At 63.1% G+C, this 23,022-nt stretch carries 25 protein-coding genes and 1 tRNA gene; 13 read left to right on the top strand and 13 right to left on the bottom strand.

Annotated features, from left to right (window positions below):
• Window positions 1–7 precede the first annotated feature (7 nt).
• Window positions 8–133 (bottom strand): aa3-type cytochrome c oxidase subunit IV, encoded by a 126-nt coding sequence (locus tag B6S01_RS12020; RefSeq protein WP_037462520.1) that lies wholly within the window; start codon window positions 131–133, stop codon window positions 8–10.
• Window positions 134–288: 155 nt separating this feature from the next.
• On the opposite strand from B6S01_RS12020, the gene B6S01_RS12015 reads away from it, so the two are divergent.
• The gene (locus B6S01_RS12015) at window positions 289–1,737 is read left to right on the top strand and encodes a sigma-54-dependent transcriptional regulator (protein ID WP_037462687.1); all 1,449 of its coding nucleotides are present in this window, start codon (window positions 289–291) and stop codon (window positions 1,735–1,737) included.
• An 88-nt stretch (window positions 1,738–1,825) separates the two neighbouring features.
• Window positions 1,826–2,458, top strand: coding sequence for a hypothetical protein (locus B6S01_RS12010; protein WP_037462690.1), 633 nt, complete (start codon window positions 1,826–1,828; stop codon window positions 2,456–2,458).
• Between the two features lie 38 nt (window positions 2,459–2,496).
• Here B6S01_RS12010 and folP read toward each other — a convergent pair whose 3' ends face one another.
• Together folP and B6S01_RS12000 are read right to left on the bottom strand one after the other, a co-directional pair.
• Complete coding sequence (gene folP / locus B6S01_RS12005) at window positions 2,497–3,564, bottom strand: dihydropteroate synthase (RefSeq protein WP_234810764.1); 1,068 nt, start codon at window positions 3,562–3,564, stop codon at window positions 2,497–2,499.
• Window positions 3,565–3,643: 79 nt separating this feature from the next.
• A complete protein-coding gene (locus B6S01_RS12000) occupies window positions 3,644–4,768 on the bottom strand; it encodes a site-specific DNA-methyltransferase (protein ID WP_037462522.1) in 1,125 nt (374 codons plus the stop codon).
• 287 nt (window positions 4,769–5,055) lie between these two features.
• Here B6S01_RS12000 and B6S01_RS11995 point away from each other — a divergent pair, with 287 nt between their 5' ends.
• The 4 genes from B6S01_RS11995 to ahpF all read left to right on the top strand — a co-directional run bounded on the left by B6S01_RS11995 (window position 5,056) and on the right by ahpF (window position 8,627).
• Window positions 5,056–5,400 (top strand): ArsR/SmtB family transcription factor, encoded by a 345-nt coding sequence (locus B6S01_RS11995; RefSeq protein WP_037462524.1) that lies wholly within the window; start codon window positions 5,056–5,058, stop codon window positions 5,398–5,400.
• Between the two features lie 132 nt (window positions 5,401–5,532).
• Window positions 5,533–6,195, top strand: a complete 663-nt coding sequence (gene betI / locus B6S01_RS11990; RefSeq protein WP_037462525.1) for a transcriptional regulator BetI — start codon at window positions 5,533–5,535, stop codon at window positions 6,193–6,195.
• A gap of 119 nt (window positions 6,196–6,314) precedes the next feature.
• Complete coding sequence (ahpC, locus tag B6S01_RS11985) at window positions 6,315–6,878, top strand: alkyl hydroperoxide reductase subunit C (protein WP_037462692.1); 564 nt, start codon at window positions 6,315–6,317, stop codon at window positions 6,876–6,878.
• Window positions 6,879–7,043: 165 nt separating this feature from the next.
• Window positions 7,044–8,627: an alkyl hydroperoxide reductase subunit F gene (ahpF, locus tag B6S01_RS11980; RefSeq protein ID WP_037462526.1), complete on the top strand. Its 1,584-nt coding sequence runs from the start codon at window positions 7,044–7,046 to the stop codon at window positions 8,625–8,627.
• A gap of 121 nt (window positions 8,628–8,748) precedes the next feature.
• Here ahpF and B6S01_RS11975 read toward each other — a convergent pair whose 3' ends face one another.
• The 5 genes from B6S01_RS11975 to glmM form a co-directional block, all read right to left on the bottom strand.
• The gene (locus tag B6S01_RS11975) at window positions 8,749–9,417 is read right to left on the bottom strand and encodes a L,D-transpeptidase family protein (RefSeq protein WP_037462527.1); all 669 of its coding nucleotides are present in this window, start codon (window positions 9,415–9,417) and stop codon (window positions 8,749–8,751) included.
• 100 nt (window positions 9,418–9,517) lie between these two features.
• A complete protein-coding gene (locus B6S01_RS11970) occupies window positions 9,518–10,117 on the bottom strand; it encodes a ribonuclease HII (RefSeq protein ID WP_037462529.1) in 600 nt (199 codons plus the stop codon).
• A complete protein-coding gene (thiD, locus tag B6S01_RS11965) occupies window positions 10,110–10,871 on the bottom strand; it encodes a bifunctional hydroxymethylpyrimidine kinase/phosphomethylpyrimidine kinase (RefSeq protein ID WP_037462531.1) in 762 nt (253 codons plus the stop codon). The genes B6S01_RS11970 and thiD overlap by 8 nt, the downstream gene beginning before the upstream one ends.
• Window positions 10,868–11,092, bottom strand: coding sequence for a DUF1272 domain-containing protein (locus B6S01_RS11960; RefSeq protein ID WP_037462533.1), 225 nt, complete (start codon window positions 11,090–11,092; stop codon window positions 10,868–10,870). Before B6S01_RS11960 ends, thiD begins: the two co-directional genes overlap by 4 nt.
• Window positions 11,093–11,104: 12 nt before the next feature.
• Window positions 11,105–12,445 carry a phosphoglucosamine mutase gene (gene glmM, locus B6S01_RS11955; RefSeq protein ID WP_037462534.1) on the bottom strand — a complete coding sequence of 447 codons (1,341 nt, stop codon included), beginning with the start codon at window positions 12,443–12,445 and terminating at the stop codon, window positions 11,105–11,107.
• 102 nt (window positions 12,446–12,547) lie between these two features.
• Here glmM and B6S01_RS21070 point away from each other — a divergent pair, with 102 nt between their 5' ends.
• Window positions 12,548–12,691 (top strand): hypothetical protein, encoded by a 144-nt coding sequence (locus B6S01_RS21070; RefSeq protein ID WP_156103307.1) that lies wholly within the window; start codon window positions 12,548–12,550, stop codon window positions 12,689–12,691.
• 51 nt (window positions 12,692–12,742) lie between these two features.
• On the opposite strand, the gene B6S01_RS11950 is transcribed toward B6S01_RS21070, so the two are convergent.
• The 4 genes from B6S01_RS11950 to B6S01_RS11935 form a co-directional block, all read right to left on the bottom strand.
• The gene (locus B6S01_RS11950) at window positions 12,743–12,925 is read right to left on the bottom strand and encodes a CsbD family protein (RefSeq protein ID WP_037462536.1); all 183 of its coding nucleotides are present in this window, start codon (window positions 12,923–12,925) and stop codon (window positions 12,743–12,745) included.
• A 141-nt stretch (window positions 12,926–13,066) separates the two neighbouring features.
• Entirely contained in the window at window positions 13,067–13,609 is a 543-nt protein-coding gene (gene rpsI, locus B6S01_RS11945; RefSeq protein ID WP_037462538.1) for a 30S ribosomal protein S9, read from the bottom strand.
• Window positions 13,609–14,088 carry a 50S ribosomal protein L13 gene (rplM, locus tag B6S01_RS11940; RefSeq protein ID WP_051908010.1) on the bottom strand — a complete coding sequence of 160 codons (480 nt, stop codon included), beginning with the start codon at window positions 14,086–14,088 and terminating at the stop codon, window positions 13,609–13,611. Before rplM ends, rpsI begins: the two co-directional genes overlap by 1 nt.
• Window positions 14,089–14,219: 131 nt before the next feature.
• The gene (locus B6S01_RS11935; protein WP_037462539.1) at window positions 14,220–15,275 is read right to left on the bottom strand and encodes a COX15/CtaA family protein; all 1,056 of its coding nucleotides are present in this window, start codon (window positions 15,273–15,275) and stop codon (window positions 14,220–14,222) included.
• 141 nt (window positions 15,276–15,416) lie between these two features.
• Here B6S01_RS11935 and B6S01_RS11930 point away from each other — a divergent pair, with 141 nt between their 5' ends.
• The 4 genes from B6S01_RS11930 to B6S01_RS11915 all read left to right on the top strand — a co-directional run bounded on the left by B6S01_RS11930 (window position 15,417) and on the right by B6S01_RS11915 (window position 20,990).
• A complete protein-coding gene (locus B6S01_RS11930; protein WP_037462541.1) occupies window positions 15,417–17,459 on the top strand; it encodes a hybrid sensor histidine kinase/response regulator in 2,043 nt (680 codons plus the stop codon).
• A gap of 140 nt (window positions 17,460–17,599) precedes the next feature.
• Complete coding sequence (locus B6S01_RS11925; protein WP_037462542.1) at window positions 17,600–18,259, top strand: protein-L-isoaspartate(D-aspartate) O-methyltransferase; 660 nt, start codon at window positions 17,600–17,602, stop codon at window positions 18,257–18,259.
• Between the two features lie 293 nt (window positions 18,260–18,552).
• Entirely contained in the window at window positions 18,553–19,542 is a 990-nt protein-coding gene (locus B6S01_RS11920; RefSeq protein ID WP_037462544.1) for a LacI family DNA-binding transcriptional regulator, read from the top strand.
• Window positions 19,543–19,688: 146 nt separating this feature from the next.
• Window positions 19,689–20,990, top strand: a complete 1,302-nt coding sequence (locus B6S01_RS11915; protein ID WP_037462546.1) for a sugar MFS transporter — start codon at window positions 19,689–19,691, stop codon at window positions 20,988–20,990.
• 21 nt (window positions 20,991–21,011) lie between these two features.
• On the opposite strand, the gene B6S01_RS11910 is transcribed toward B6S01_RS11915, so the two are convergent.
• Window positions 21,012–21,905, bottom strand: coding sequence for an N-formylglutamate amidohydrolase (locus B6S01_RS11910; RefSeq protein WP_037462695.1), 894 nt, complete (start codon window positions 21,903–21,905; stop codon window positions 21,012–21,014).
• Window positions 21,906–22,053: 148 nt separating this feature from the next.
• Between B6S01_RS11910 and cpdR the strand changes: the two genes are divergently transcribed.
• Both cpdR and B6S01_RS11900 read left to right on the top strand, forming a co-directional pair.
• Window positions 22,054–22,431 carry a cell cycle two-component system response regulator CpdR gene (gene cpdR / locus B6S01_RS11905; RefSeq protein WP_037462549.1) on the top strand — a complete coding sequence of 126 codons (378 nt, stop codon included), beginning with the start codon at window positions 22,054–22,056 and terminating at the stop codon, window positions 22,429–22,431.
• 117 nt (window positions 22,432–22,548) lie between these two features.
• Window positions 22,549–22,623: transfer RNA gene (locus B6S01_RS11900), tRNA-Val, on the top strand.
• The last annotated feature ends 399 nt before the right edge of the window (window positions 22,624–23,022 follow it).

Raw genomic sequence — 23,022 nt, 5'->3', positions numbered from 1 at the left:
GCTGATCTTAGCTGGAGATCAGCAGGACGACGATTGCAGCCAGAATCACGCTGGCGATGGTGCCCCACTTCACGAGGGACACGAACCCTGCATAGGTCTGGTTCGCGCTCTCCATATTTCCTTCTGACGCCATGTCCGTTCCCTTGACAGCCTGTGTTTGAGCGGGCCCCTCTTATCGACAAGCCCCTCCCCCCTCAACCTCGAAACCGAGGAAGAAAAACTTTCCGGTTAAGGCCGCCTTTACCCGCTTCCACTAGGCTGCGGCCATAGTTCATGAAGAGGGATAAGATGGCGCGCGACGGCGTTCCCATGCTGATGCTGATCGATGAGGAGCCTGCCCAGCGCAGGCTCGTGTCCGCGCTTGCAGCCCGCGCCGGATGGCGCACGATCTTCGCCAATGACGGCGACATGGCCATTGCGATGCTCGGCACGCAGGACGGCATGCGTCTGGACGCGGTGCTGCTCGATCAATGGAGTCCCGGCTACGACGCGGCTGGCCTGGTGCGCGAATTGCGCGCCCGCAGGCCTGCCTTGCCCATCCTGATCCTGACTGCGCATAACAGCGTGGCGGTCGCCGTTGAAGCGATGCGGGCAGGCGCCACCGACTATCTCGCAAAGCCGGTAGCACCCGAAAGACTGCTTGCCGCGCTCAACGCCACCTTGTCGAACGAACATGGCAAGGGGGAACTGCGACCGCTCACCGAAAAGATTTCCGCCGCCCTTTCCTTTGAAGATGTTGTCGGCGCAGCGCCGCAGTTCCGCGCGGCGCTCGCCATCGCGGCAAAAGCTGCGCGCGCACGCGTGCCGGTCCTGATCGAAGGCGAGAGCGGCGTGGGCAAGGACGTCATCGCCCGCGCCATCCATGCTGCCTCCCCGCGCCATAAACAGGACATGGTGACAGTGAATTGCGGCGCGATTCCCGCCAATCTGGTCGAATCGGACCTCTTTGGCCATGAGCGTGGCGCTTTCACCGGCGCGTTCGAGCGGCAGGTCGGCAAATTCGCATCCGCCGACATGGGAACCATCTTCCTGGACGAAATCAGCGAAATGCCGCTCGACGCCCAGGTCAAGCTGCTGCGCGTGCTTCAGGATGGAGAGGTACAACCGATCGGCGCGCGGCGGCCGATCCATGTCGATGTGCGCGTCATCGCCGCCACGAACAAGCGGCTGGTCGATGAGATCGAAGCCGGACGTTTCCGCGAAGATCTTTATTATCGCCTGAACGTCGTCCAGTTGACCGTGCCGCCGTTGCGGGACCGGATCGGCGATGTGCCCGCGCTGTGCCGCCATCTGCTCGCGCGGATCGCAACCCAGCCGGGGCTGCGCAGCCTGGGCCTGACGGACGACGCCCTGGCGCTGCTGATGCAGCATGACTGGCCGGGCAATGTACGCCAGCTTCAGAACGCCCTCTTCCGCGCGGCTGTGTTGTGCGAGGGCGATGCGCTGACCCCCCAGGATTTCCCGCAAATCGCCTCGCATATCCGTCTGCGGGCCGAGGGCGAACCGCTTCATCCCCGCCTGCGCGCCGTGCCGCAAACGCATCGGGAAGCTGCAGGCATCACCCTGTTCGAGGGCGATGGCCATGTGCGGCAGTTGGCCGAGATTGAAGCGGACGTCATCCGCCTGGCGATCGGCCACTATCGCGGCCGCATGACGGAGGTCGCCCGGCGCCTGGGCATCGGGCGTTCAACGCTGTACCGCAAGCTTGCCGAACTGGGCATCGACAGCGCCGCCTGATCCGGGTTTTCACGCCAAAAGCCTTATCCTTTGCGCGCCGCACCGTTGCAGCGTTGAAATGTCGCGCTGGCTATGCTTTGGATCGGGCATGAAAAGCTCCAGCCTCGTCGCCTGCCTTCCCATCCTGCTACTGGTCGCCTGCGGGCGCGCCGAACCGGTCGAGGATATGCCCAGCCAAGAGGAACTGGCTGCTGCCGCCAACGCCGCCGCTGCCAAGGCGGTCGCCGCGGACAGGGCCGAGAGCGAAGAGAGCCGCAACTATGTGAATGTCGATCGCGGCTTTTCAATCACCTTCCCGGAAGGCTGGGAACGAGACGCGTCCGCCAGCGATGCGGATGGCGTGGTATATCGGGACCCCGGCGCTGGCGCTGACGTCCGCATATTCTGGAAACCCGACGAAGATGGGCAGACGCTCCAACAGGCGGTTTCGGCCCTGAGCAGGAGTTCAGAAGGCGTCGATGGCGACTATATCGGCGACAATGAATATCGCGGCACCGCGAATGACGGCGAAGGTAATAATGTCGCCGTGCGCCTGCTGCGCCAGCCCAGCGGCGCGATCGTAACGGCGACGTTCGGCTATCCCGAGATGCTGAGCGAACAATATCAGGCAATAGCCGAGAAGGTACTGGACAGCCTGAGCATTTTCGCGCCCAGGGCGGAAACGGCAGAGGGTGGAACTGCGCAGGGCGCTGCGGCAAATGCGGCGGGCACGGCTCAATAGGGTCGTTGGAAGAAGCGGAGGACGGACCTCCGCTCACGCTAAAACGCGCTTAATCCTGCATCGGCTAGGCCGCGCCACAGGTGCAGGGCCTGTACGCTCTCCTTCACATCATGCACCCGCACCATCTGTGCGCCCAGTTGCGCGGCGCGGAAGGCAAGTGCGATGGAGCCGCCCAGCCGATCAGCCGCGGGAGCCTCGTTGGACAGCGCTCCAATCAGCCGCTTGCGGCTTCCGGCAAAGAGCAGTGGCACGCCCAGCCCCTGAAATGTCGCCAGACCATTTACCAGCGCCAGATTGTCAGCCAGCGACTTGCCGAAGCCAAGGCCCGGATCGACCATGATCCTTTCCCGCGCAATGCCGGCAGCGACACAGGCATCAATGCGCGCTTCCAGCATATCGAATATATCGGCGACGACATCGCCATAGCCACTGGGATTGTCGTGCGGATCATCGCCAGCGGAGGGCGCGTGCATCAGGATGACGGGGCAGCTCGCCATAGCGGCCACTTCCATCGCGCGGGGGTCATGGGCCAGCGCGCTCACGTCGTTGATGACCTTCGCCCCGGCGGCGAGCGCAGCCTCCATCACGGCGGCCTTGCGCGTGTCGATCGACACGGACACCCCCGCCGCCGCCAGCCGCTCAATCACTGGCACGACGCGGGCGATCTCATCGCCTTCCCAGACCTTGGGCGCCTTGGGCCGGGTCGATTCGCCGCCGACGTCGATCAGCGCCGCACCTGCCGCCGCCATGGCGAAGCCCGCTTCTGCGGCGGCCTGCGGGTCATCCATATGCTTGCCGCCATCGGAAAAACTGTCGGGCGTGACGTTGAGGATCGCCATCACCTGCGGCGCGTCAAAGCGAATGGTGCGGTCGCCAAGCGTCAGCGGTGGACGTGTCGCGGAGGTGTTGGCGGCAAGCCGCTGTGCCCGCTCCGCCAAAGGATCAGGCAGGCCGGCGATAGCCTCTGCAAAGCCGGCGACCGGCACCGTTTCCCTCAACATCCGGCGAGCGCCGTCGAACGCGCTCAATTCATAGGCTTGGAACCAGATCAGCCCATTTCCCATCCGCGCCGCCGATCCTTCGGGCACGCCGATGGGGGAAGGCACGAACCATGTGGGCTTCAGATACAGCCGGGCATCGGCGGGAATGGGGGAAGGTTCGCCATCGACGAATAGCCTGCGGCCCTTAAGGCTCGTTGGCCAGCAAATAGGTCTGCCGCAGCGCATCGATCGGCTTCAGCCCGCCTTCCGCCTCATAATGCCAGAAGGTCCAGCCGTTGCAGCTTGGCGCGCCCTGTAACGTCGCGCCCATCTTGTGGATCGACCCGCTGTCGTTGCCAACGCTGAGCGAACCGTCGGCACGAACGACCGCGCGCCACCGCCGCCGCGTATCCATCAATTCCGTGCCGGGTTGCAGGTAGCCGGTCTCCACCAGCGTCCCGAAAGCGACCTTTGGCTGGCCCTTGGCGCTCTGCATGATGGTCAGCGCCGATTCGTCGAGCGGCAACGCCGCCTCGATCCGCTCCATCGCGACCTCGATATAGCTGTCCTCGCGTTCGATGCCGATCCACCGGCGGCCAAGACGCTTGGCTACGGCCCCGGTGGTGCCCGTGCCAAAGAAAGGATCGAGCACCACGTCGCCAGGCTTTGTGCAGGCCAGCAGCACGCGGTAGAGCAATGCCTCGGGCTTCTGCGTCGGATGCGCCTTCGTCCCATTGCGCTTCAGCCGCTCCTGCCCGCCGCAGATCGGCAGCACCCAGTCCGAGCGCATCTGCAACTCGTCGTTCAGCGTTTTCATCGCCTTGTAATTGAAGGTATATTTGGCGTCCTCGCCCTGGCTCGCCCAGATCAGCGTTTCATGCGCGTTGGTGAAGCGCGTGCCCTTGAAATTGGGCATGGGGTTCGACTTGCGCCAGATGATGTCGTTGAGGATCCAGAAGCCTTCGTCCTGCAACGCGGTGCCGACGCGGAAGATGTTGTGATAACTGCCGATCACCCAGATGCTGCCATTGGGCTTGAGGATACGGCGCGCTTGCGCCAGCCATGTCTTGGTGAAGCGGTCGTAGCTGCCCAGCGTGTCGAACTTGTCCCAGTCATTATCAACGGCGTCGACGCGACCGCCTTCTGGCCGGAACAGGTCGCCGCCCAGTTGCAGGTTATAGGGCGGGTCGGCAAAGATCATGTCGATGCAGGCGTCGGGCAGCTTTGCCATTTCCGCGATGCAGTCGCCGCGCAGCAGGCGATCGGCCTCGATTTCGACCGGCGCAATCGCCTTTTTACGCCGCGGCGCGACGCGTTCCATGACACCCATTACGTGACCCCCATTCGTTTCGAGGCCAAGCGTTGAGTCCTTGGGAGTCCCTCGTCAAGATCAACAGCTTAGACGTCGAGCCTGATAAAAAGGTTAACCATCCGAGAACGAAAGGGGTAGCCACGACATATTGAGTCCTGTTTACCATTATAGACTCAATATGAGGTGGTGTGACTCAAAAGACTCAGCCCCTGGATCACGCCAACTTTTTTTGGTTAACGCGGCTCACGCCCTTCAAAATCGTCCAGCGCTTGATCTTTTGATAACCATATGGTTATTGTTTCGCCATGAATGATACCCTGTCCGGTGGCGATCGCTCTGTCGCCTGTGATGAACTTTTCAAAGCTCTGTCGGACGGTACGCGCCGTGCCTTGCTTGAGTATCTTGTTCGAGAAGGAGAACAGAGCGTCCACGCCCTCACCGCGCGATCCGACGTGTCCCAGCCCATGGTGTCGCGCCATCTCGCCAAGCTCAAGCAAGCCCGGCTCGTCACATCGCGCCGCGCCGGGCGCGAAACCTTCTATGCCGCGCGCGTCAAAGGGCTGGCGCCCGTGGTTCAGTGGATGGCTATCTATGGCGCGCTCTGGTCGCAGCGATTTACTGCGCTGGAAGAATTGGGCGAACCCGCTTGACCAATCCGTATCGCCTATCTTTCCTCTTGCATTGCAGCCTGAAAACAGGTGATCGCAATTCATAACCCTGTTGCGAGAAGGGGGCAGTAAGGGCTGCCTTGAGGGGGCGCGACACGGTGACGGGAAAAAAACGTGGAGCGCAAGATTACAAGCCGTCCGGGCAGGATACAGGGCCGAGCCCGCTTTGTCAGAGAATCACCCGATGTCCGTCGCCAGGCGCTGATCGAAGCGACCGCGCGATGCCTTGCCGAAAAAGGCGTCGCCGCAACATCCGTGCGGGCCATATGCGCTCGTGCAGGCGTGTCAGCGGGCTTGCTCACCCATTATTTCGATGGCGTCGATGCGCTGATCCTGGCCACCTACCGCGATGTAGGTGAAAAGGTCGCCGCCGCCATGGAGCAGGCCGTTGTCGAGGCAGGGCCGGACCCCATGGACCGGCTATGGGCCTATCTGCACGCCAATTTCCAGCCGCCGGTGCTCGATCCCAACCTGCTCGCCACGTGGATTTCATTCTGGAGCTTGGTGAAGACCAGCCCGAAGATCGCCGCAACGCATGCGGAAACCTATGGGGGATCGCGCGAGCGGCTGGAAGTTCTGTTGCGTGAGGCGGCGCCCCACATTCCGCGCCCGGACGCCCGCATCGCCGCAATCGGGCTGACGGCAATGGTCGATGGGCTGTGGCTGGAGCTTTGCCTCGATTCTTCGACCTTCACCATCGAGGAGGCTCTGGCGATGGTGAAGGAAGCGATGACCTATGTCATCCAAAAGCCCAGAGGCGGGCCGGTCGATCAATGACTTGATCATTGATCGCTTTTCTCAATCACCGGATAGAAGAAAAGCAATTTCCCCCCGCTGGCCCGAATCCCTACATAGGCCAGGCAACAGCAACTCCTCAGAAGGAACTGGAAAGCCCCATGGCGCTTATCAACACCCCTATCAAGCCGTTCAAAGCCACCGCTTTCAAGGAAGGCAAGTTCGTCGACGTCACCGACGAGGATGTGAAGGGCAAGTGGGCGATCTTCTTCTTCTACCCCGCCGACTTCACCTTCGTCTGCCCGACCGAGCTTGAAGACCTGGCCGGCATCTATCCGACGCTGCAGTCGCTGAACGTGGAAGTCTATTCGGTTTCGACCGACACGCACTTCAGCCACAAGGCCTGGCACGACACCTCGCCCGCGATCGGCAAGATCAGCTATTATATGCTGGGCGACCAGTCGGGTCAGATCACCAACAATTTCGATGTGATGCGTCCGGGCGTCGGCCTTGCCGACCGTGCGACCTTCCTGGTCGATCCCGAAGGCGTGATCCAGTTCATGGAAATCACTTCGGAAGGCGTCGGCCGCAACGCGACCGAACTGCTGCGCAAGGTCAAGGCTGCGCAATATGTCGCCGCTCACCCCGGCGAAGTATGCCCGGCCAAGTGGGAAGAGGGTGAAGAAACCCTGGCTCCCTCGCTCGACCTCGTCGGCAAGATCTAAACTACCCTGCCCTTCCGCCGGGCCGGGTCGAGCAACTCCCCGGCCCGGCGGGGGTTTCATTCTACCATATGACAGCTTTCATGCCGGGCTTTCGGGTCGCACCGCACCGGCAGTCAGCTTCGCGCGCCCCGGATCGGTGCGCCAATTCAATGGAGCGCAAACAAGATGTTGGACGCAAATCTCAAGGGCCAGTTGAAGGCCTACATGGCGAACATCACGCAGCCCATCGAGCTGGTGGCGTCGCTGGACGAGGGCGCGAAGTCGCGCGAAATGGAAAGCCTGCTGAACGAAATCGCCGAACTGTCCGACAAGGTCTCGGTGGTGCTGGCGGGCAATGACAAGCGCAAGCCCAGCTTCATGATCCGCCGCGTCGGCACCGACATCGGCGTCACCTTCGCCGGTATCCCGATGGGTCATGAATTCACCTCGCTCGTCCTCGCCCTGCTGCAGGTCGGCGGTCATCCGTCGAAGGCGGCGCAGGACGTCATCGAGCAGATCAAGGATCTGGACGGCGACTTCACGTTCGAAACCTATTTCTCGCTGTCCTGCCAGAATTGCCCCGATGTCGTGCAGGCGCTGAACCTGATGAGCGTCCTTAATCCGCGGATCAAACATGTCGCCATCGACGGCGCGCTGTTCAAGGGTGAGGTCGATGCACGGCAGGTGATGGCGGTGCCGACCGTCTTCCTGAATGGCGAGCCCTTCGCCAGTGGCCGGATGGAGCTGGAACAAATCGTCGCGAAGATCGACAGCGGCGCGGCGGAGCGGGCAGCGGAAAAAATTCGCAAGCAGGAACCATTTGAGGTGCTGGTGGTCGGCGGCGGTCCTGCTGGTGCTGCCTCGGCCATCTATGCGGCGCGCAAGGGCATTCGCACGGGCGTCGTGGCGGAACGCTTTGGCGGGCAGGTGCTCGACACCATGGATATCGAGAATTTCATCTCGGTTTCCCGCACCGAAGGACCCAAGCTGGCATCAGCGCTGGAGGCGCACGTCAAGGATTATGACGTCGAGATCATGAACTTGCAGCAGGCCGCGAAGCTGATCCCGGCGAGCAGCGAGGGCGGCTATCATGAGGTCGTGCTGGAAAACGGCGCGTCGCTGAAAGGCCGCACCGTCATCCTGTCCACCGGCGCGCGCTGGCGGCAGATGGGCGTGCCGGGCGAGGACGAATATCGCAACAAGGGCGTCGCCTATTGCCCGCATTGCGACGGCCCGCTGTTCAAGGGCAAGCGCGTGGCGGTGATCGGCGGCGGCAATAGCGGTGTCGAAGCGGCCATCGATCTGGCCGGCATCGTGGCGCATGTGACGCTGATCGAGTTCGATAGCCAGTTGCGCGCTGATGCTGTGTTGCAGCGGAAGCTGGCGAGCCTGCCCAATGTGCGCATCATCACGTCGGCGCTCACCACCAAAGTCGATGGCGACGGTTCCCGAGTGACGGGTCTTTCCTACAAGGACCGTAATCACGGCACAGACCATGATATCGAACTGGAAGGGATTTTCGTGCAGATCGGCCTCGTCCCCAACACCGAATGGTTGAAGGATGCGGTCGCCCTTTCCCCTCGCGGCGAGATCGAGATCGATGCCAGGGGCGAGACCAGCCAGCCGGGCATCTTCGCCGCTGGCGATTGCACGACCGTGCCCTACAAGCAGATCGTGATCGCCATGGGTGCGGGTTCGACGGCGGCGCTGTCGGCCTTTGATTACCTGATCCGACTGCCTGCGTCGGTGGAGACCGCAGAGGCAGCCTGACAAGACAACCCCCAAGCGGGGGGTTGGGAAGCGGTTGCCCCCAGGCCCGGTGGCGACCGCTTCTTAATGTCTTTTACCAGCGATTTTCCTGTCGCGCGATTGACGCGGGGTGCTTTTTATGTCACCACCGCAATCGCGGACGAAACACGCTGGGATCGATGGCCAGCGTCGGGGTGTCCCGTGTCGCGAGTTCAACCGGCGCCGTCCGCATTGCGGGAGGCTGTGCGCCGGGCGTAAACGTCACAACGGCAGTGCCGGGATCGTTCAGCACCAGCGTGTCGAGCATCAATGCCGGCCCAAGATCGTCCGCATTCACTCGTACCAGCGTGCCCAACCGGGTGAGCGCGAACAGTTTGCGGGCAAAGGCATGAGGCAGGCGAATACAGCCGTGGCTCGCCGGATAGCCGGGATTATGCCCCGCATGCAGGGCGATGCCGTCCCATGTCAGCCGCTGCATGAAGGGCATGGGCGCGTTGCTGTACAGGTTCGACCTGTGCCATTCCCGTTTCTGGAGGATGGCAAACTCGCCTGTCGGGGTGCGGTGCCCCCGAGCGCCGGTCGATACGCTGGCCATGCCCACCAGGCGGTCGCCATTATAGACATGGATCATCTGTCGTTCGATGCTGATGATCAGGTAGAGCGGCCCGCTGAACGGCCCATCTTCGAGCCAGCGATAACCGCCCGGAGTCAGGGATTCGCCATCTACTACCCCCGGTTGCGCGGCAAAAGATGGCGTCCAGGACGGCAGGGTGCAAATACCCAGCAGGGCGAGGGCTGGAAGAAAGCGCATTAAGTCTTTCTTAACCATCTGCACGCGCGGTGCTAGCCCGGAATTGGCGCTGACCGGGCGCTCTCATCCCGTCAAGGGACAAGGCGGTGGGTGCGCTAAGCTACAACAGCACCAATTGAGCGACGGGCGCAAAGCTGCGGCGGTGAAGCGGTGTCGGCCCATGTTCGCGCAGCGCCGCGAGATGCCGCGGGCTGCCATAGCCCTTGTTCGTTTCCCATCCATAATGGGGGTGCGCGGCCGCCGCCTCCACCATCATCCGGTCGCGCGCCTCCTTCGCCAGTATCGACGCGGCGGCGATGGAAAGGCATTTGGCGTCCCCTTCCACGACAGCGGTCGATGTCCAGCGCCACTGCGGACAGCGATTGCCATCGACCAGAACATGCGCGCAATCATGGCTCAACGCCCCCATCGCCCGCGTCATCGCCAGCATGGTTGCCCAGAGGATGTTGATGCTGTCTATTTCCTCAACCGACGCCACGCCTATGCCCCAACAGAGGGCGCGCGCCTTTATCTCTCCCTCCAGCACGGCGCGGCGGGCGGCGGTCAATTGCTTGCTGTCGTTGAGGCCGTCCGGGCAATCTTCCTGCCGCAGGATGACGGCGGCAGCCACAACCGGCCCGGCCAGCGGCCCCCTGCCCGCCTCATCGACCCCGGCAACGAGACCGGGATGATGCAAAAGCTCATGCGCGAAATCAGGCATGGAGGTGAAATCCGAACGGCGTGCCCATCGGCCCGTGGCCCTGCCCCAGCCCCGGCGCCAAAACCAGCGCCTCCCGAACATATTTGCGTGCGCGTTCAATGGCGTCGATCAGCTCGTATCCCTGCCCCAGCCCGGTCGCGATGGCGCTGGCGAGGGTGCAGCCCGTGCCATGCGTGTGCCGCGTATCGATCCGCGCGTTGCTCCACGCCTTGCGCACGCCCTTCGGGCCGATCAGCCGGTCTGTCAGCATGGTCCCGTCGCCGTGACCGCCCTTGGCCAGCACATTGGTTGCGAAGCGTATTGCGATGCCATCCCCGCCCAGTGCTTCAAGCTCAGGGATATTGGGCGTCACCAGAGTTGCGAGCGCCATCAGCCGTTCGAACGCGGCAATGGTAGCCTCGTCCGCGAGGACGGAGCCGCTGGTCGCGACCATGACGGGGTCGAAAACAATCGGCACATTCTCCAACCCGGCAAGACGGTCTGCGACGGCAGCGGCGGTTTCGGCCGAACCGATCATGCCGATCTTCACCGCATCGACGCCAATATCGCTGATGACGCTATCCATCTGCTGCACCACCATCTGCGCGGGTACGGCATGGACGCCCTGAACGCCCAGCGTGTTCTGGGCCGTGACGGCGGTGATCGCGGTCATCGCATGACCGCCAAGCAGCGTGACAGTCCGGATGTCGGCCTGAACGCCAGCCCCCCCGCCGCTGTCCGACCCGGCGATGATCAGGATGCGTGCTGGCTTCATGCCTTGTGTCGGCGCTGTGTTGATGCGGGATGACGGGCGAGCACGTCACCCATGCGCGTAGGACGATCCATCAACTCGCCGCCGCAATTGGGGCAGCGATCATCCAGCGCTTCGGCACAGGGCGCGCAGAAGGTGCATTCGAAAGAGCAGATGAAAGCGCCGGGCACGTCTGCGGGCAGGTCCATCCCACAACGCTCGCAATCGGGACGCATCTCAAGCATCAGCGCCGTTCCTCATGCAGCGACCCTCACCACCGCATCGCAAATGCGTTCGACCACATCCTTCACCTGATCCTCGCGGTCGCCTTCGGCCATGACGCGGATCACCGGTTCGGTCCCGGACGGCCGGATGACCAGACGGCCGCATCCGTTGAGTTCAGCCTCCGCCTGCGCGATGACGCGCTTCACATCCTCATGCTCCAACGGCTTACCGCCAGAGAAACGGACATTTTTGAGCAGTTGAGGCACGGGATCGAACTGATGCAGCACTTCACTCGCCGGCTTGCCCGCACGGACCAGCGCCGCCAGCACCTGTAACCCCGCCACCGTGCCGTCTCCGGTCGTTGCGTAGTCGGACAGGATCATGTGACCGGATTGTTCGCCGCCCACATTGAAGCCGCCCTCCCGCATCCGCTCCAGCACATAGCGGTCGCCGACCTTTGTGCGCTCAAGGTTGATGCCCTGCCCCATGAGGTGGCGTTCCAGACCAAGGTTAGACATGACGGTCGCGACCAGTCCGCCGCCGCGCAGAAGCCCGTCTCGCGCGAAATTGCCAGCGATCAGCGCCATGATCTGATCGCCATCGACGATCTGCCCCTTTTCATCCACGACGATCAGCCGGTCCGCGTCGCCGTCCAGCGCGATGCCGATGTCTGCGCCCGATGACACGACCGTTTCCTGACAGAGCAGTGGTGAGGTCGATCCGCACCCGTCATTGATGTTGACGCCATTGGGCGTGACGCCGATCGCGATCACCTCCGCGCCCAGTTCCCACAGGGCCGAAGGCGCGACCTGATAGGCGGCGCCATTGGCGCAATCGACGACGATCTTCAGCCCATCTAGGCGCAGGTCAGCCGGAAAGCTCGACTTGACGGCATGAATATAGCGACCGCGCGCATCCTCCACGCGGCGCGCGCGGCCAATGTCGGGCGATGCGGCGAGCGCAATATCCTGCTCCAGCATCGCCTCTATCTTCAGCTCGTCCTCGTCGGACAGTTTGTAGCCGTCAGGGCCGAACAGCTTGATGCCATTGTCGGCATAGGGATTATGGCTGGCGGAGATCATGACGCCCAGATCCGCGCGCATCGAATGCGCAAGCAGCGCCACAGCAGGCGTCGGGATCGGGCCGAACTGGACCACATCCATGCCGACCGCGGTAAAGCCCGCGACAAGGGCATTTTCGACCATATAGCCCGACAGGCGGGTATCCTTGCCGATCACTACCCGATGGCGATGGCTGCCGCGCTGGAAATGCTTGCCAGCGGCCATGCCGACCTTCATCGCCAGTTCCGCCGTCATCGGCCACTGGTTGGTGCGGCCCCGGATACCATCGGTGCCGAAATAACGCCTGCTCATGATTCTTGTCCCGCAAAGCGACCTAAGGTCCCGCCAGCCATAGCAATCTTTATTCGACTTTCCACCGGGGACCATTCATTCCAGCGCAGATGGACAGGTTCAATGCAGCGGTGGACGCGCTGGTTCGCCTATTCGACGCTGGTTGCCTGGGGCTTTTATGGATTGCAGGTCTGGGGTGTGCGTGCCTATCTCCGTACACCTGAAGAAGAGAGCAAGTCCGCTCACGGGGCGGAAGTCGTCGGATAAGAAAAAGGCCTCGCCAGCGGCAAGGCCCTTTTCCCGTTAGAATCTACCTGATCAGATATCGTCGCCAAGTGCGCCCTTGATCGAGCCCTTGACGTCCTGCGCAGCGCCCTTGGCCTTCTGCGCCTTGCCTTCCGCGACCAGATCGGCGTCGCCCTTGTTGCGGCCCACGTTTTCTTTGGCTGCACCGGCCATCTTGTTTCCAGCTGCTTTTACCTTGTCGGTCAGTTCACCCATCGCGTCCTCCTGATGTAAGTTACTGAAGGTGAACCAACCGAAGACAGGAAAGGTTGCCGTCGATACGGTTGCGCAACGGCGGACGACAAAAGAAAGGGGCCGGAAATCCGGCCCCTCCCCAAAACTCTTGCGAGTGAAAGCTTAGCGCTTCGAGAACTGGAAGCTGCGGCGGGCCTTGGCCTTGCCGTACTTCTTACGTTCAACGACGCGGCTGTCGCGGGTCAGGAAGCCTTCGGCCTTGACCGCGCTGCGCAACGCAGGCTCGTACTTCGACAGCGCCTGGGCGATGCCATGCTTGACCGCGCCGGCCTGACCCGAAAGACCGCCGCCCTTGACGGTAGCGATCACGTCATACTGGCCTTCGCGTTCGGTAACGCCGAAGGGCTGGTTGATAACCAGACGCAGCGTCGGACGGGCGAAATAGATTTCCTGATCGCGGCCGTTGACCGTGATCTTGCCGGTGCCGGGCTTTACCCAGACGCGAGCGACGGCATCCTTGCGGCGGCCGGTAGCATAGGCGCGGCCGAGGCTGTCGATTTCCTGCTCACGCAGGGGAGCGGACGGCTGAACGGGTGCGATAGGCGCGTCGGCAGCAACATTGTCGGCAGCAGCCGCAGCAGCAGGGGCCGGAGCGTTGGTGGTCAGCGACGCGAGGTCGGACAGGGACTGGCGGTTATCGGACATTATGCACCCACCTTGTTCTTGCGGTTGCGCGACGCGAAATCGAGCACTTCGGGGTTCTGCGCTTCGTGCGGATGTTCGGCGCCGGCGAAGATGCGCAGGTTGCGCATCTGCTGGCGGCCAAGCGGACCGCGGGGAATCATGCGCTCAACGGCCTTTTCCAGGACGCGCTCAGGGAAACGGCCTTCCAGGATCTTGGCAGGCGTGGTTTCCTTGATGCCGCCGGCATAGCCGGTGTGCTTGTAGTAAACCTTGTCGGTCAGCTTCTTGCCGGTGAACTTCACCTTGCCAGCGTTGATGATGATGACATTGTCACCACAATCGACGTGCGGGGTGAAGGACGGCTTGTGCTTGCCGCGCAGGATGTTTGCGACGGTCGAAGCGAGGCGGCCGACGACGAGACCTTCCGCGTCGATCAGGACCCACTTCTTTTCGACCGTTGCCGGGGTTGCCGGCTTGGTGGTCTTCATCAGCGCCTTCATGGTGCCAATCTCCAGAATGAAATAGTGAACCGAACGCATTTTCGGGCGGCCGGAAGATGGGGGCTAATGACGGGTGACCCTCAAGAAGTCAAGAGATTCGGCTCGTTTCCTGACGGGTAAAATAATACCCGTCAGGAAACGGCGGATCCGCGCATCCCCACGACGTGCGCGCCCCAGGCGGCCGAAGCGACCACCAGCGCGCCCACCGCCTGGTGCAGCACGGCCAGAGGCAGGGCGATGCCGGTAACGACGGTGGCGATGCCGAGCGCGATCTGCGTGCCGACCGAAGCGTTGATCGCGATAGAAGCGCCGCGCGCCCCTGCCCCCTTCGCCCGGCGCGCGAGCAGGATGAGCGCGGCGGCGGCGGCCCAGGCCCACCAGCGATGGATGAAATGGACAAGATAGGGATCGCCGGAGATGGTGGCCCAGAGCGACCCCAGCCATTCGATCCCCTGGGGCACGAGATGGTCGTTCATCAGCGGCCAGGTGCTGGAAACATAGCCCGCATCAAGCCCGGCGGTAAAAGCGCCGAACAGGAGCTGGACGAACAGCGCCAGCAGAACGACCAGCGCGAAGGGCCGCAGGGCCGCAGGGCGGGCGGACCGGTCCCGCGCCAGTGCCAGAAGATCAAGCGCCGTCCAGATGAGGCCACCGATGATGAAGAGCGCCGTCAGCAGATGAACCGCAAGCCGGTAATGGCTGACATCGGTGCGGACCGACAGGCCGGACGTCACCATCCACCAGCCGATCGCGCCCTGAAGCCCGCCCAGCGCGAGCAACGCGACGAGGCGCGGGCCATAGCCTGCGGGGATCGCCCGGCGCCAGGCGAACCACAACAGGGGCAGCGCGAAAGCGACGCCGATCAGGCGGCCAAGCAGCCGATGGACCCATTCCCAGAAGAAGATGAACTGGAATTCGGAGAGCGTCATGCCCTGTCGCAACTGCTGATATTCGGGGATCTGCTGATACAGGCGGAACGCGTCCATCCACTGGTCATGGGTCAGCGGCGGAATGGCCCCGGTAATCGGTTTCCACTGGGTGATCGAAAGACCCGATTCGGTCAGCCGCGTGATGCCGCCCACCACCACCATGCCGAAAACCAGCGCCGCGACCACCAGCAGCCAGCGGGCAATGGACACAGGTCGGGGAGCGGCCATGGCCGGGCGGCGAAGGGCGATTGCGGTCATGAGGCGGATCCATGCGCCGATGCCCCTGCTGTTGCAAGAGGGTGACCCATGGACAAAAGGTCGCAGCGCATAACAGGTCCGGGATACAATTGGTCAGACAGACGTATCCCCGTCTATGCAGTTCTTAACAGAGGATAATCGATGACGGCGCTGGCGAACGGCGTCGCCGGATTGATCGCCGCGCAGGGCCCGCTGGGCGAGCTGACGGCGCGCATCGACGATCAATCGCCGCTGGGTCCGGTGGAAAGCTGGACCCCGGCCCTGGTCTCGACGGTACGGCTGATCCTGTCTGCCAAGGCGGAGATCGTGCTGTTCTGGGGCCCGGACCTGTGCGCCCTCTATAATGAAGCCTATGCGCCGACGATCGGGGACAAGCATCCCGTCGCGCTTGGCCGCCCGGCGCGCGAAAACTGGGCGGAGCTATGGCACGATCTGGAACCGTTGCTGCTGTCCGTCATCCAGAATGGCGAGACCGTCCATGCCAAGGATCGGCCATTCTATATCGAGCGCGACGGTGGGCGCGGCGAAGAAGTGTTTTTCGACATCAGCTATTCACCCGTGTTCGAAGGCGACGGATCGATCGGCGGCGCGTTGTGCATCGTCAATGAAACCACCAGGCGCGTCAGGGCCGAACGCGAGATGCTGGCCGAGCGCACCCGTCTATGGACCTTGGCCCGCGATCCGTTTCTGGTCGCCGACATGAACGGCGTCTGGCTGTCGGCAAGTCCCGCCTGGACCGACATATTGGGATGGAGCGAAGAGGAGCTGATCGGCCGGACGTCCAAATGGATGGAGCATCCCGACGACGCGGCACATACGCAAGGCGAGATAGAAGCCCTGAAAAATGGCGCGCCAACGCTGCGCTTCGAAAACCGCTTTCGGGCCAAGAGCGGCGAGTATCGGACGTTCAGCTGGACAGCGGTGCCCGACAATGACCTGATTTACTGCGTGGCGAGGGACGTGACGGAGCAACGCGCCCATGCAAAGGCGCTGGCCGACGCGGAAGCGGCGCTGCGGCAAGCGCAGAAGATGGAGACGCTGGGCCAGCTGACCGGCGGCGTCGCCCATGATTTCAACAATCTGTTGCAGGTGGTGACGGGCAATCTGGAGCTGCTGCAACGCGGGCTGAAGGACAATGAACGGCTGCGCCGCGTAGCCGACAACGCAATGGCCGGGGCGGAGCGGGCGGCGATGCTGACTCAGCGGCTGCTGGCATTTTCCCGTCGCCAGCCTTTGACCCCGGAGCGCGTCGATCCCAACCGGCTGGTCAGCCACATGTCCGATCTGTTGTCCCGCACGCTGGGCGAGCGGGTCGAAGTCGAAACGATCCAGACCGCGCGTGCGTGGCCCGTGGAAATCGACATCAACCAGATGGAAAACGCCCTGCTGAACCTGGCGGTCAACGCGCGCGATGCGATGCCGGACGGGGGCAAGCTGACCATCGAAGTGGCCAACACGCATATTGACGACCATTATGCCGCGCAGGAAGATGATGTCGCGCCGGGCCAATATGTGCTGATCAGCATGTCCGACACCGGTGAGGGCATGGACGCCGACACGTTGAGCCACGCGATCGAACCCTTTTTCACCACCAAGGATGTGGGGCGGGGCACCGGGCTGGGCCTGTCGATGGTCTATGGCTTCATCAAGCAGTCCGGTGGACATATCCGGGTCTATTCAGAAGTCGGTCACGGGACGAGCGTCAAGATATACCTGCCCCGCTATCATGGCCCCGTCGTCGCCAATGACCGGGATGCACCGGGGGAAGCCCCGCGCCAGCCCCCCGGCGGCAACCATGAAACGGTGCTGGTATGCGAGGATGACGAAAAGGTGCGGGCCTATGCCGTGGAGGTGCTGACCGAACTGGGTTATCGCGTTGTCGAAGCCAGCAACGGCGCCGCCGCGCTGGACGCGCTGGAGCAGGCGGCGCCTCCGGTCGATCTGCTGTTCACCGACGTCGTGCTGCCGGGCGGAATGACAGGCGCGGATGTCGCGCGAGAGGCATCGGTGCGCCGGCCCGATTTGAAGATATTGTTCGCGACGGGCTATGCGCGGAACGCCATTTTCCACCATGGCCGGCTGGATCCGGGCGTTGAACTGCTGACCAAGCCTTTCACCTATGCCGAGTTGGCGGGCAAGGTGCGGGACGTGCTGGACCGGCAGGTCGCGCGGCAGGCCGGGTAGAGCGAACGGCTGGACGATCAGGCGGCCCCTCGGGACCTGCGGCGGAATCAGGGCGCCGCATGTTCGGCGGCGAAAGGATATAGTGGCGAAAAAGAGCGCGGCCGATTCGCACCCATTGAGTTTAAGGGTCAGGAGGCGGAATGGCGGACTTGGAGCGCCTGCGCCAGATGATGGTGAAGCGGCAGATCGCAGGCCGCGGCATTGGCGGCGCGCGCCTGCTCGCGGCGATGCGCGAAGTGCCCCGCGAACGCTTCGTGCCCGAAGAACTGCGGGCGTTGGCCTATGACGACAGGCCCCTGCCCGTCGAGGCCGGGCAGACCATATCGCAGCCCTATATCGTTGCGCGGATGATCGAGGCGGCGGCGATAGGCCCCGCCGACCGGGTGCTGGAGATCGGCGTCGGGTCCGGTTACGCCGCGGCGGTCATGAGCCGGGTGGCCGCGCATGTCTTTGCGATAGACCGCGTGGGCGAACTGGCTGCGCTGGCGCGCGGGCGGATGGAACAGCTTGGCTATGACAATGTGGCGATCCGCACCGGCGACGGGACGGAAGGCTGGCCGGAGCAGGCGCCTTTCGACGCGATACTGGTGGCCGCAGGCGGTCCCGCCGTGCCGCAGCCGCTGCGCGAACAGCTGGCGATTGGCGGGCGGCTGGTGATGCCGGTGGGGAGTGCAAGCGAACAGCAGCTGGTCCGCGTCATCCGTACCGGTGAGGATAGCTTTGAATTGCAGAAGCTGGAGGCTGTTCAGTTTGTACCGCTGATCGGCGCGCATGGATGGCGGCAGGATCAGGCGCAGTGAAGAGCGCATCCCGGACAGCCGCTTCCTCGTGCAGTAGGCCGAAGCTGTCCGGGATGACCATCATCGCCATTCGCGGAGAATGACAACGCTGTCTTTTGACTTCTAATGATTTGTGATGAGCGATCAAGCTCTTTTTTGAGCGACGAGGACGGTCGCCTGCTTTTGGCTGGACATCCGCCAGTAGCCGCTTGTTTCGCGCGCCATTTTCGTGCCAAGGCAGGGGCATGACAGGCGATCGCACATTGTGAGGCACAGGTTGCAAGCCAGGCTGCTGATTGCCCGGCGGGATCTTTATGTCGAGTATTCATGACGTCGCGGCCCAGGCCGGCGTCTCCATCAAGACCGTGTCCAGGGTGGTCAACAAGGCTTCTAACGTGAGCGACGCGCTGCGCGATCGCGTGATGGCCGCGATCGCGCAGCTCGACTACCGCCCCAACCAGTCGGCGCGCCGGCTCGCAGGGGGCCGGTCATTCATGATCGCCTTCCTCTACAACAACCCGGTGGCGAGCTATATCAGCGGCATTCAGGCAGGCGCGGTGACCCGGTGCCGAGCCCTTGGCTATCATCTGGTGGTCGAGCTGATCCCGCTGGACGGTACGGCACGGTTTGACATTCTGGAGGGGCTTGTGGCCGCGCTTCGGCCCGATGGCGTTTTCCTTGCCCCGCCCCTGTCGGACGATCCGGCCGTGCTGCAGTGGCTGGCCGACCGGAACCTTCCCTGCGCGCGGATCGCCGGATCGGTCACGACGCAAAGCCTCAATATCCCGACGCCCGAACTGGATGCGGGAAGGATGGTCGCCGATCATCTGATTGCGCTGGGCCATCGCCGCATCGGCATTATCACGCCGCCCCCCTTTCATCGGGCGGCCGCTTGCCGGGTCGATGGATTTCGCGAAGGATTGACGGCCGCAGGGGTGGCCAGCGACGAGGCCCTGTTCGTCGAGGGCGCGTTCGATTACGCTTCGGGCATGGCGGCGGGCGAACGCCTGCTGAACCTGGACGAGCCGCCCACGGCGATATTCGCGACCAATGACGACATGGCGCTGGGCGTGCTGGCGCTGGCTCGGCAACGCGGGCTGACAGTGCCGGGGCAGCTTTCCGTCGTCGGGTTTGACGATACGCCGGCAAGTCTCACCGCATGGCCTCCGCTTACCACCGTGCGCCAACCGCTGGCCGAGATGGGGGCCGCCGTGATCGATGCGTTGATCAATGGCCCCGCAGAAGCCCCCGCATTCCGGTTCGAACTGGTTCCGCGCGACAGCTCCGCACCGCCCGGCGGATAGCTATTCAGCCTGCTTGTCATCGGCAGCGAGAGACAATAGGACGATCATGTTCGATAATTATCGACGCACGTTGACGCTCGACCAGCCGATATATACGCCGACATATCGGAAAAGCAGAAGCCGACCGCCGCTTTTGGAGAAGATGAATGCCAGCCCCCCTCTCATCATCCGCCACGGCGGCCGATCATAACCCCGCCACCCGCTACGGCCCTGCCCTGACGCTGCTTGCCAGCCTCTTCTTCATGTGGGGGTTCATCACCGTCATCAACAATACGCTGCTGCCGCATCTGCGCAGCGTGTTCGACCTTAGCTACACGCAAACCACGCTGATCGAATCCGTCTGGTTCATCGCCTATTTCTTCGCGTCCGTGCCTTCGGCCAAGCTGATTGAGCGCGTGGGTTATCAAAAGTCGCTGGTGATCGGTCTGCTCGTCATGGCGGCAGGATCGCTTGGCATGATGCTGGCGGCGAGCCTGCCCTCCTATGGCGTGACGCTGGCCATGCTGTTCATCATCGCCAGCGGCATCACGCTGCTTCAGGTCGCCGCGAACCCCTATGTCGTCGTGGTCGGCAAGCCGGAAACCGCATCGTCGCGCCTGAACCTGGTGCAGGCGATGAATTCCGCCGGAACGATGCTGGCGCCCCTGTTCGGCGCATACCTGATCCTGGGCCGGTCGAAGGGCGGCACATCCGCCGCCGGAACCGTGCTGACCGAGGCGGAGCGGATTGCCGACGCGCAGTCGGTGATCCTGCCCTATGGCATTGTCGCGCTGGTGCTGGTGGCGCTGGCGATCATCATTGCCCGCTTCCCCCTGCCCGCCATGGGATCAGCGACGAGACGGATGGCGCGGGAAGATCGCAAAAAGCATTCCATTTGGGCGCATCGCAACCTGGTTTTCGGCATTCCGGCGATCTTCATCTATGTTCTGGCGGAAATCGGCGTCGCCAACCTGTTCGTGAATTTCGTCAGCCAGCCGGACATCGCGAACCTTACCCATGAGCAGGCGGGCCGTTACCTGACCTTCCTTTGGGGTGGCATGATGGTCGGCCGCTTCGCCGGTTCCGCGATCATGCAAAGGTTCGATGCCGGCAAGGTGCTGGCTGCCTTCGCCACCGGCGCCTTCATCGTGATGATCGTCACGGTCCTGTCCGATGGCCCCATTGCGATGTGGTCGTTAATCCTCGTCGGGCTTTTTCATTCCATCATGTTCCCGACCATCTTTGCGCTCGGCATTCGCGGGCTGGGGCCATTGACGGAAGAAGGGTCGGGCCTGCTGGTCATGGCCATCGCGGGCGGATCGCTGGTCGTGGTGCAGGGGTGGCTGGCCGATAATTACGGCCTGCAAAATTCCTTCCTGCTGACGGCGGTGTGTGAACTGTACATCCTGTTCTACGCCTTGTGGGGTTCGCGCCCCACTCGCGACCTGACGAACCAGCAGGCGAGCTGACGGCTGAAGCCCCGCCTGCCGCTATTCGGCGGCGAGCGGATAAGCGGCGCGCGGCAGTTCAGCGGCGATTGCTTCGACCAACGACCCGATGATCGCCTGAAGCCGCGGCAGGCCGGGGCCGGGCCTGTCCAGGGCCGCGTCCAGATAAAGGCTGCGGTCCACTTCCACCTGCATCGCATAAAGGTCATGGGCCGGCTTCCCATGCCGTTCGATCATATGGTCGCCGGCATAGGGATGGTTTTGCGCTACCGTCAGCCCATGACCCGCCAGCACATCCGCCGCCAGCGTCATCAGGCGCGTGGAAGCGGCGCGGCCGAAGCGGTCGCCCAGCACGACTGCCGGGGCGGGCTGCCCCGCCGCAGGGGGCGCAAGCGGCGGCATGGAATGCAGGTCGATCAGCACGGCGTGGCCATGCGCCTCCCTCGCCGCGCGCATCATCCGGCTGATCGTGGCGTGATAAGGGCGATGGATGAGGTCAATGCGGCGGCGCACTTCGTCCCAGCCTATCGGCCGCTGCCACAATTCATAGGCGCCGGGCAACCGCCGGGGAATGAGGCCCAGTCCGCCGCGCAGCTTCGCACTGCCCTGTAGCGGGATGTCGCGCGGCATGGCCGCAACCATCGCTGGATCAATCTCTCGCTCGTGGCGGTTCAGGTCGATCATGGCGCGCGGCGCGCGAGCAACCAGAACATGATAGCCCCGGTCGATCAGCGGATGGGCCAGCAGGTCCGCCCAGCGATCTTCCAGCCGCCGAAGCACGTCCGGCGCGACCCTGGCCGCATTCAGCAGCGCCGCGTCATAATCGCGTCCGGCATGGGGAACGGAAATGATGACCGGGGCGATCGGCCGTTCCGGTCCGTACAGATCATGTGACAAGGTGGATTCGGCCGGAATGCGCGGTGCGGAATAGCTCAAAATATCTCCTTCCACAGGACGCGGCCAAAAATGGTTACCCGGCTGGATATCTATGTTTGTTGTCGCATATAATGACATGCAGCGCCACCCGCGAGGGGTGCCGCACCAGATCCGCCGGAAACGGCCAGAGACGAGACTGACCCAAGCGATGGTTCGAATTTTGCTGGCCGAAGATGATGACAGCATGCGCACCTATCTCGCCCGCGCGCTGGAGCGGTCGGGTTATGATGTGGTGGCCGTGGCTACCGGGGCGCAGGCGGTGCCGTACATCGACAGCGAACCGTTCGACCTGTTGCTGACCGACATCGTCATGCCGGAGATGGACGGCATCGAACTGGCCCAGCATGCCGCGGCGGTGGCGCCGGACACGCGAATCATGTTCATCACCGGATTTGCCGCCGTCACATTGAAGGCCGGCAAGGCCGTGCCGCAGGCCAAAGTGCTGTCCAAGCCATTTCATCTGCGCGACCTGGTGCTGGAGATCGACCGGATCTTTGGCAGCAACAGCATGACTGGACTCAACTGAAAATCGCACGTTTGACCGCGCCGCCGGAGCGCGGAACACTCCCATCAGAGAATTGAACGCGCAAGCGAATTTCCCGCTTGCACACCCCCCGACCGCCGCTATTGGCGCAACTCCCGTGGGCGTGTAGCTCAGTGGTAGAGCACTGTGTTGACATCGCAGGGGTCGCAAGTTCAATCCTTGCCACGCCCACCATCGAAAACCCCGTCAAATCAACGGTTTGGCGGGGTTTTTGTTTGCCTGGCGGAGGCGCCGAGCCCTGCCGTGCCCACGATTTTTCTGGGCAAATTTTGGGCAAATTCCACCCCGTTTGGGCAAATTCTGGGCATGAAAATGCCGGGCGAACCAGCGAAATCCCGATTCGCGCGTGCCTCGTGAACCTGCTTGCACAAAGCCATATGACGTCTCGACGATGGTCGGCGGACGGCTCGTTTCCACAGTTGCACATGACAACCATATTACGATAACGAAACGATGCCTTCGGCGCCCATAAAAGCCCGCCCTCCCCCAAAACACGCACAAGCCCCTTCAAGGTCTGGTGGCACTCCTTCCCAGCCAGGCACGGCCGACGCCGTGCGAGCACCGGAATGTGCC

It is taken from the genome of Sphingobium herbicidovorans (genome assembly GCF_002080435.1).
Classification (GTDB): Bacteria; Pseudomonadota; Alphaproteobacteria; order Sphingomonadales; family Sphingomonadaceae; genus Sphingobium; species Sphingobium herbicidovorans.
This window is presented reverse-complemented; position numbering and strand designations above follow the sequence as displayed.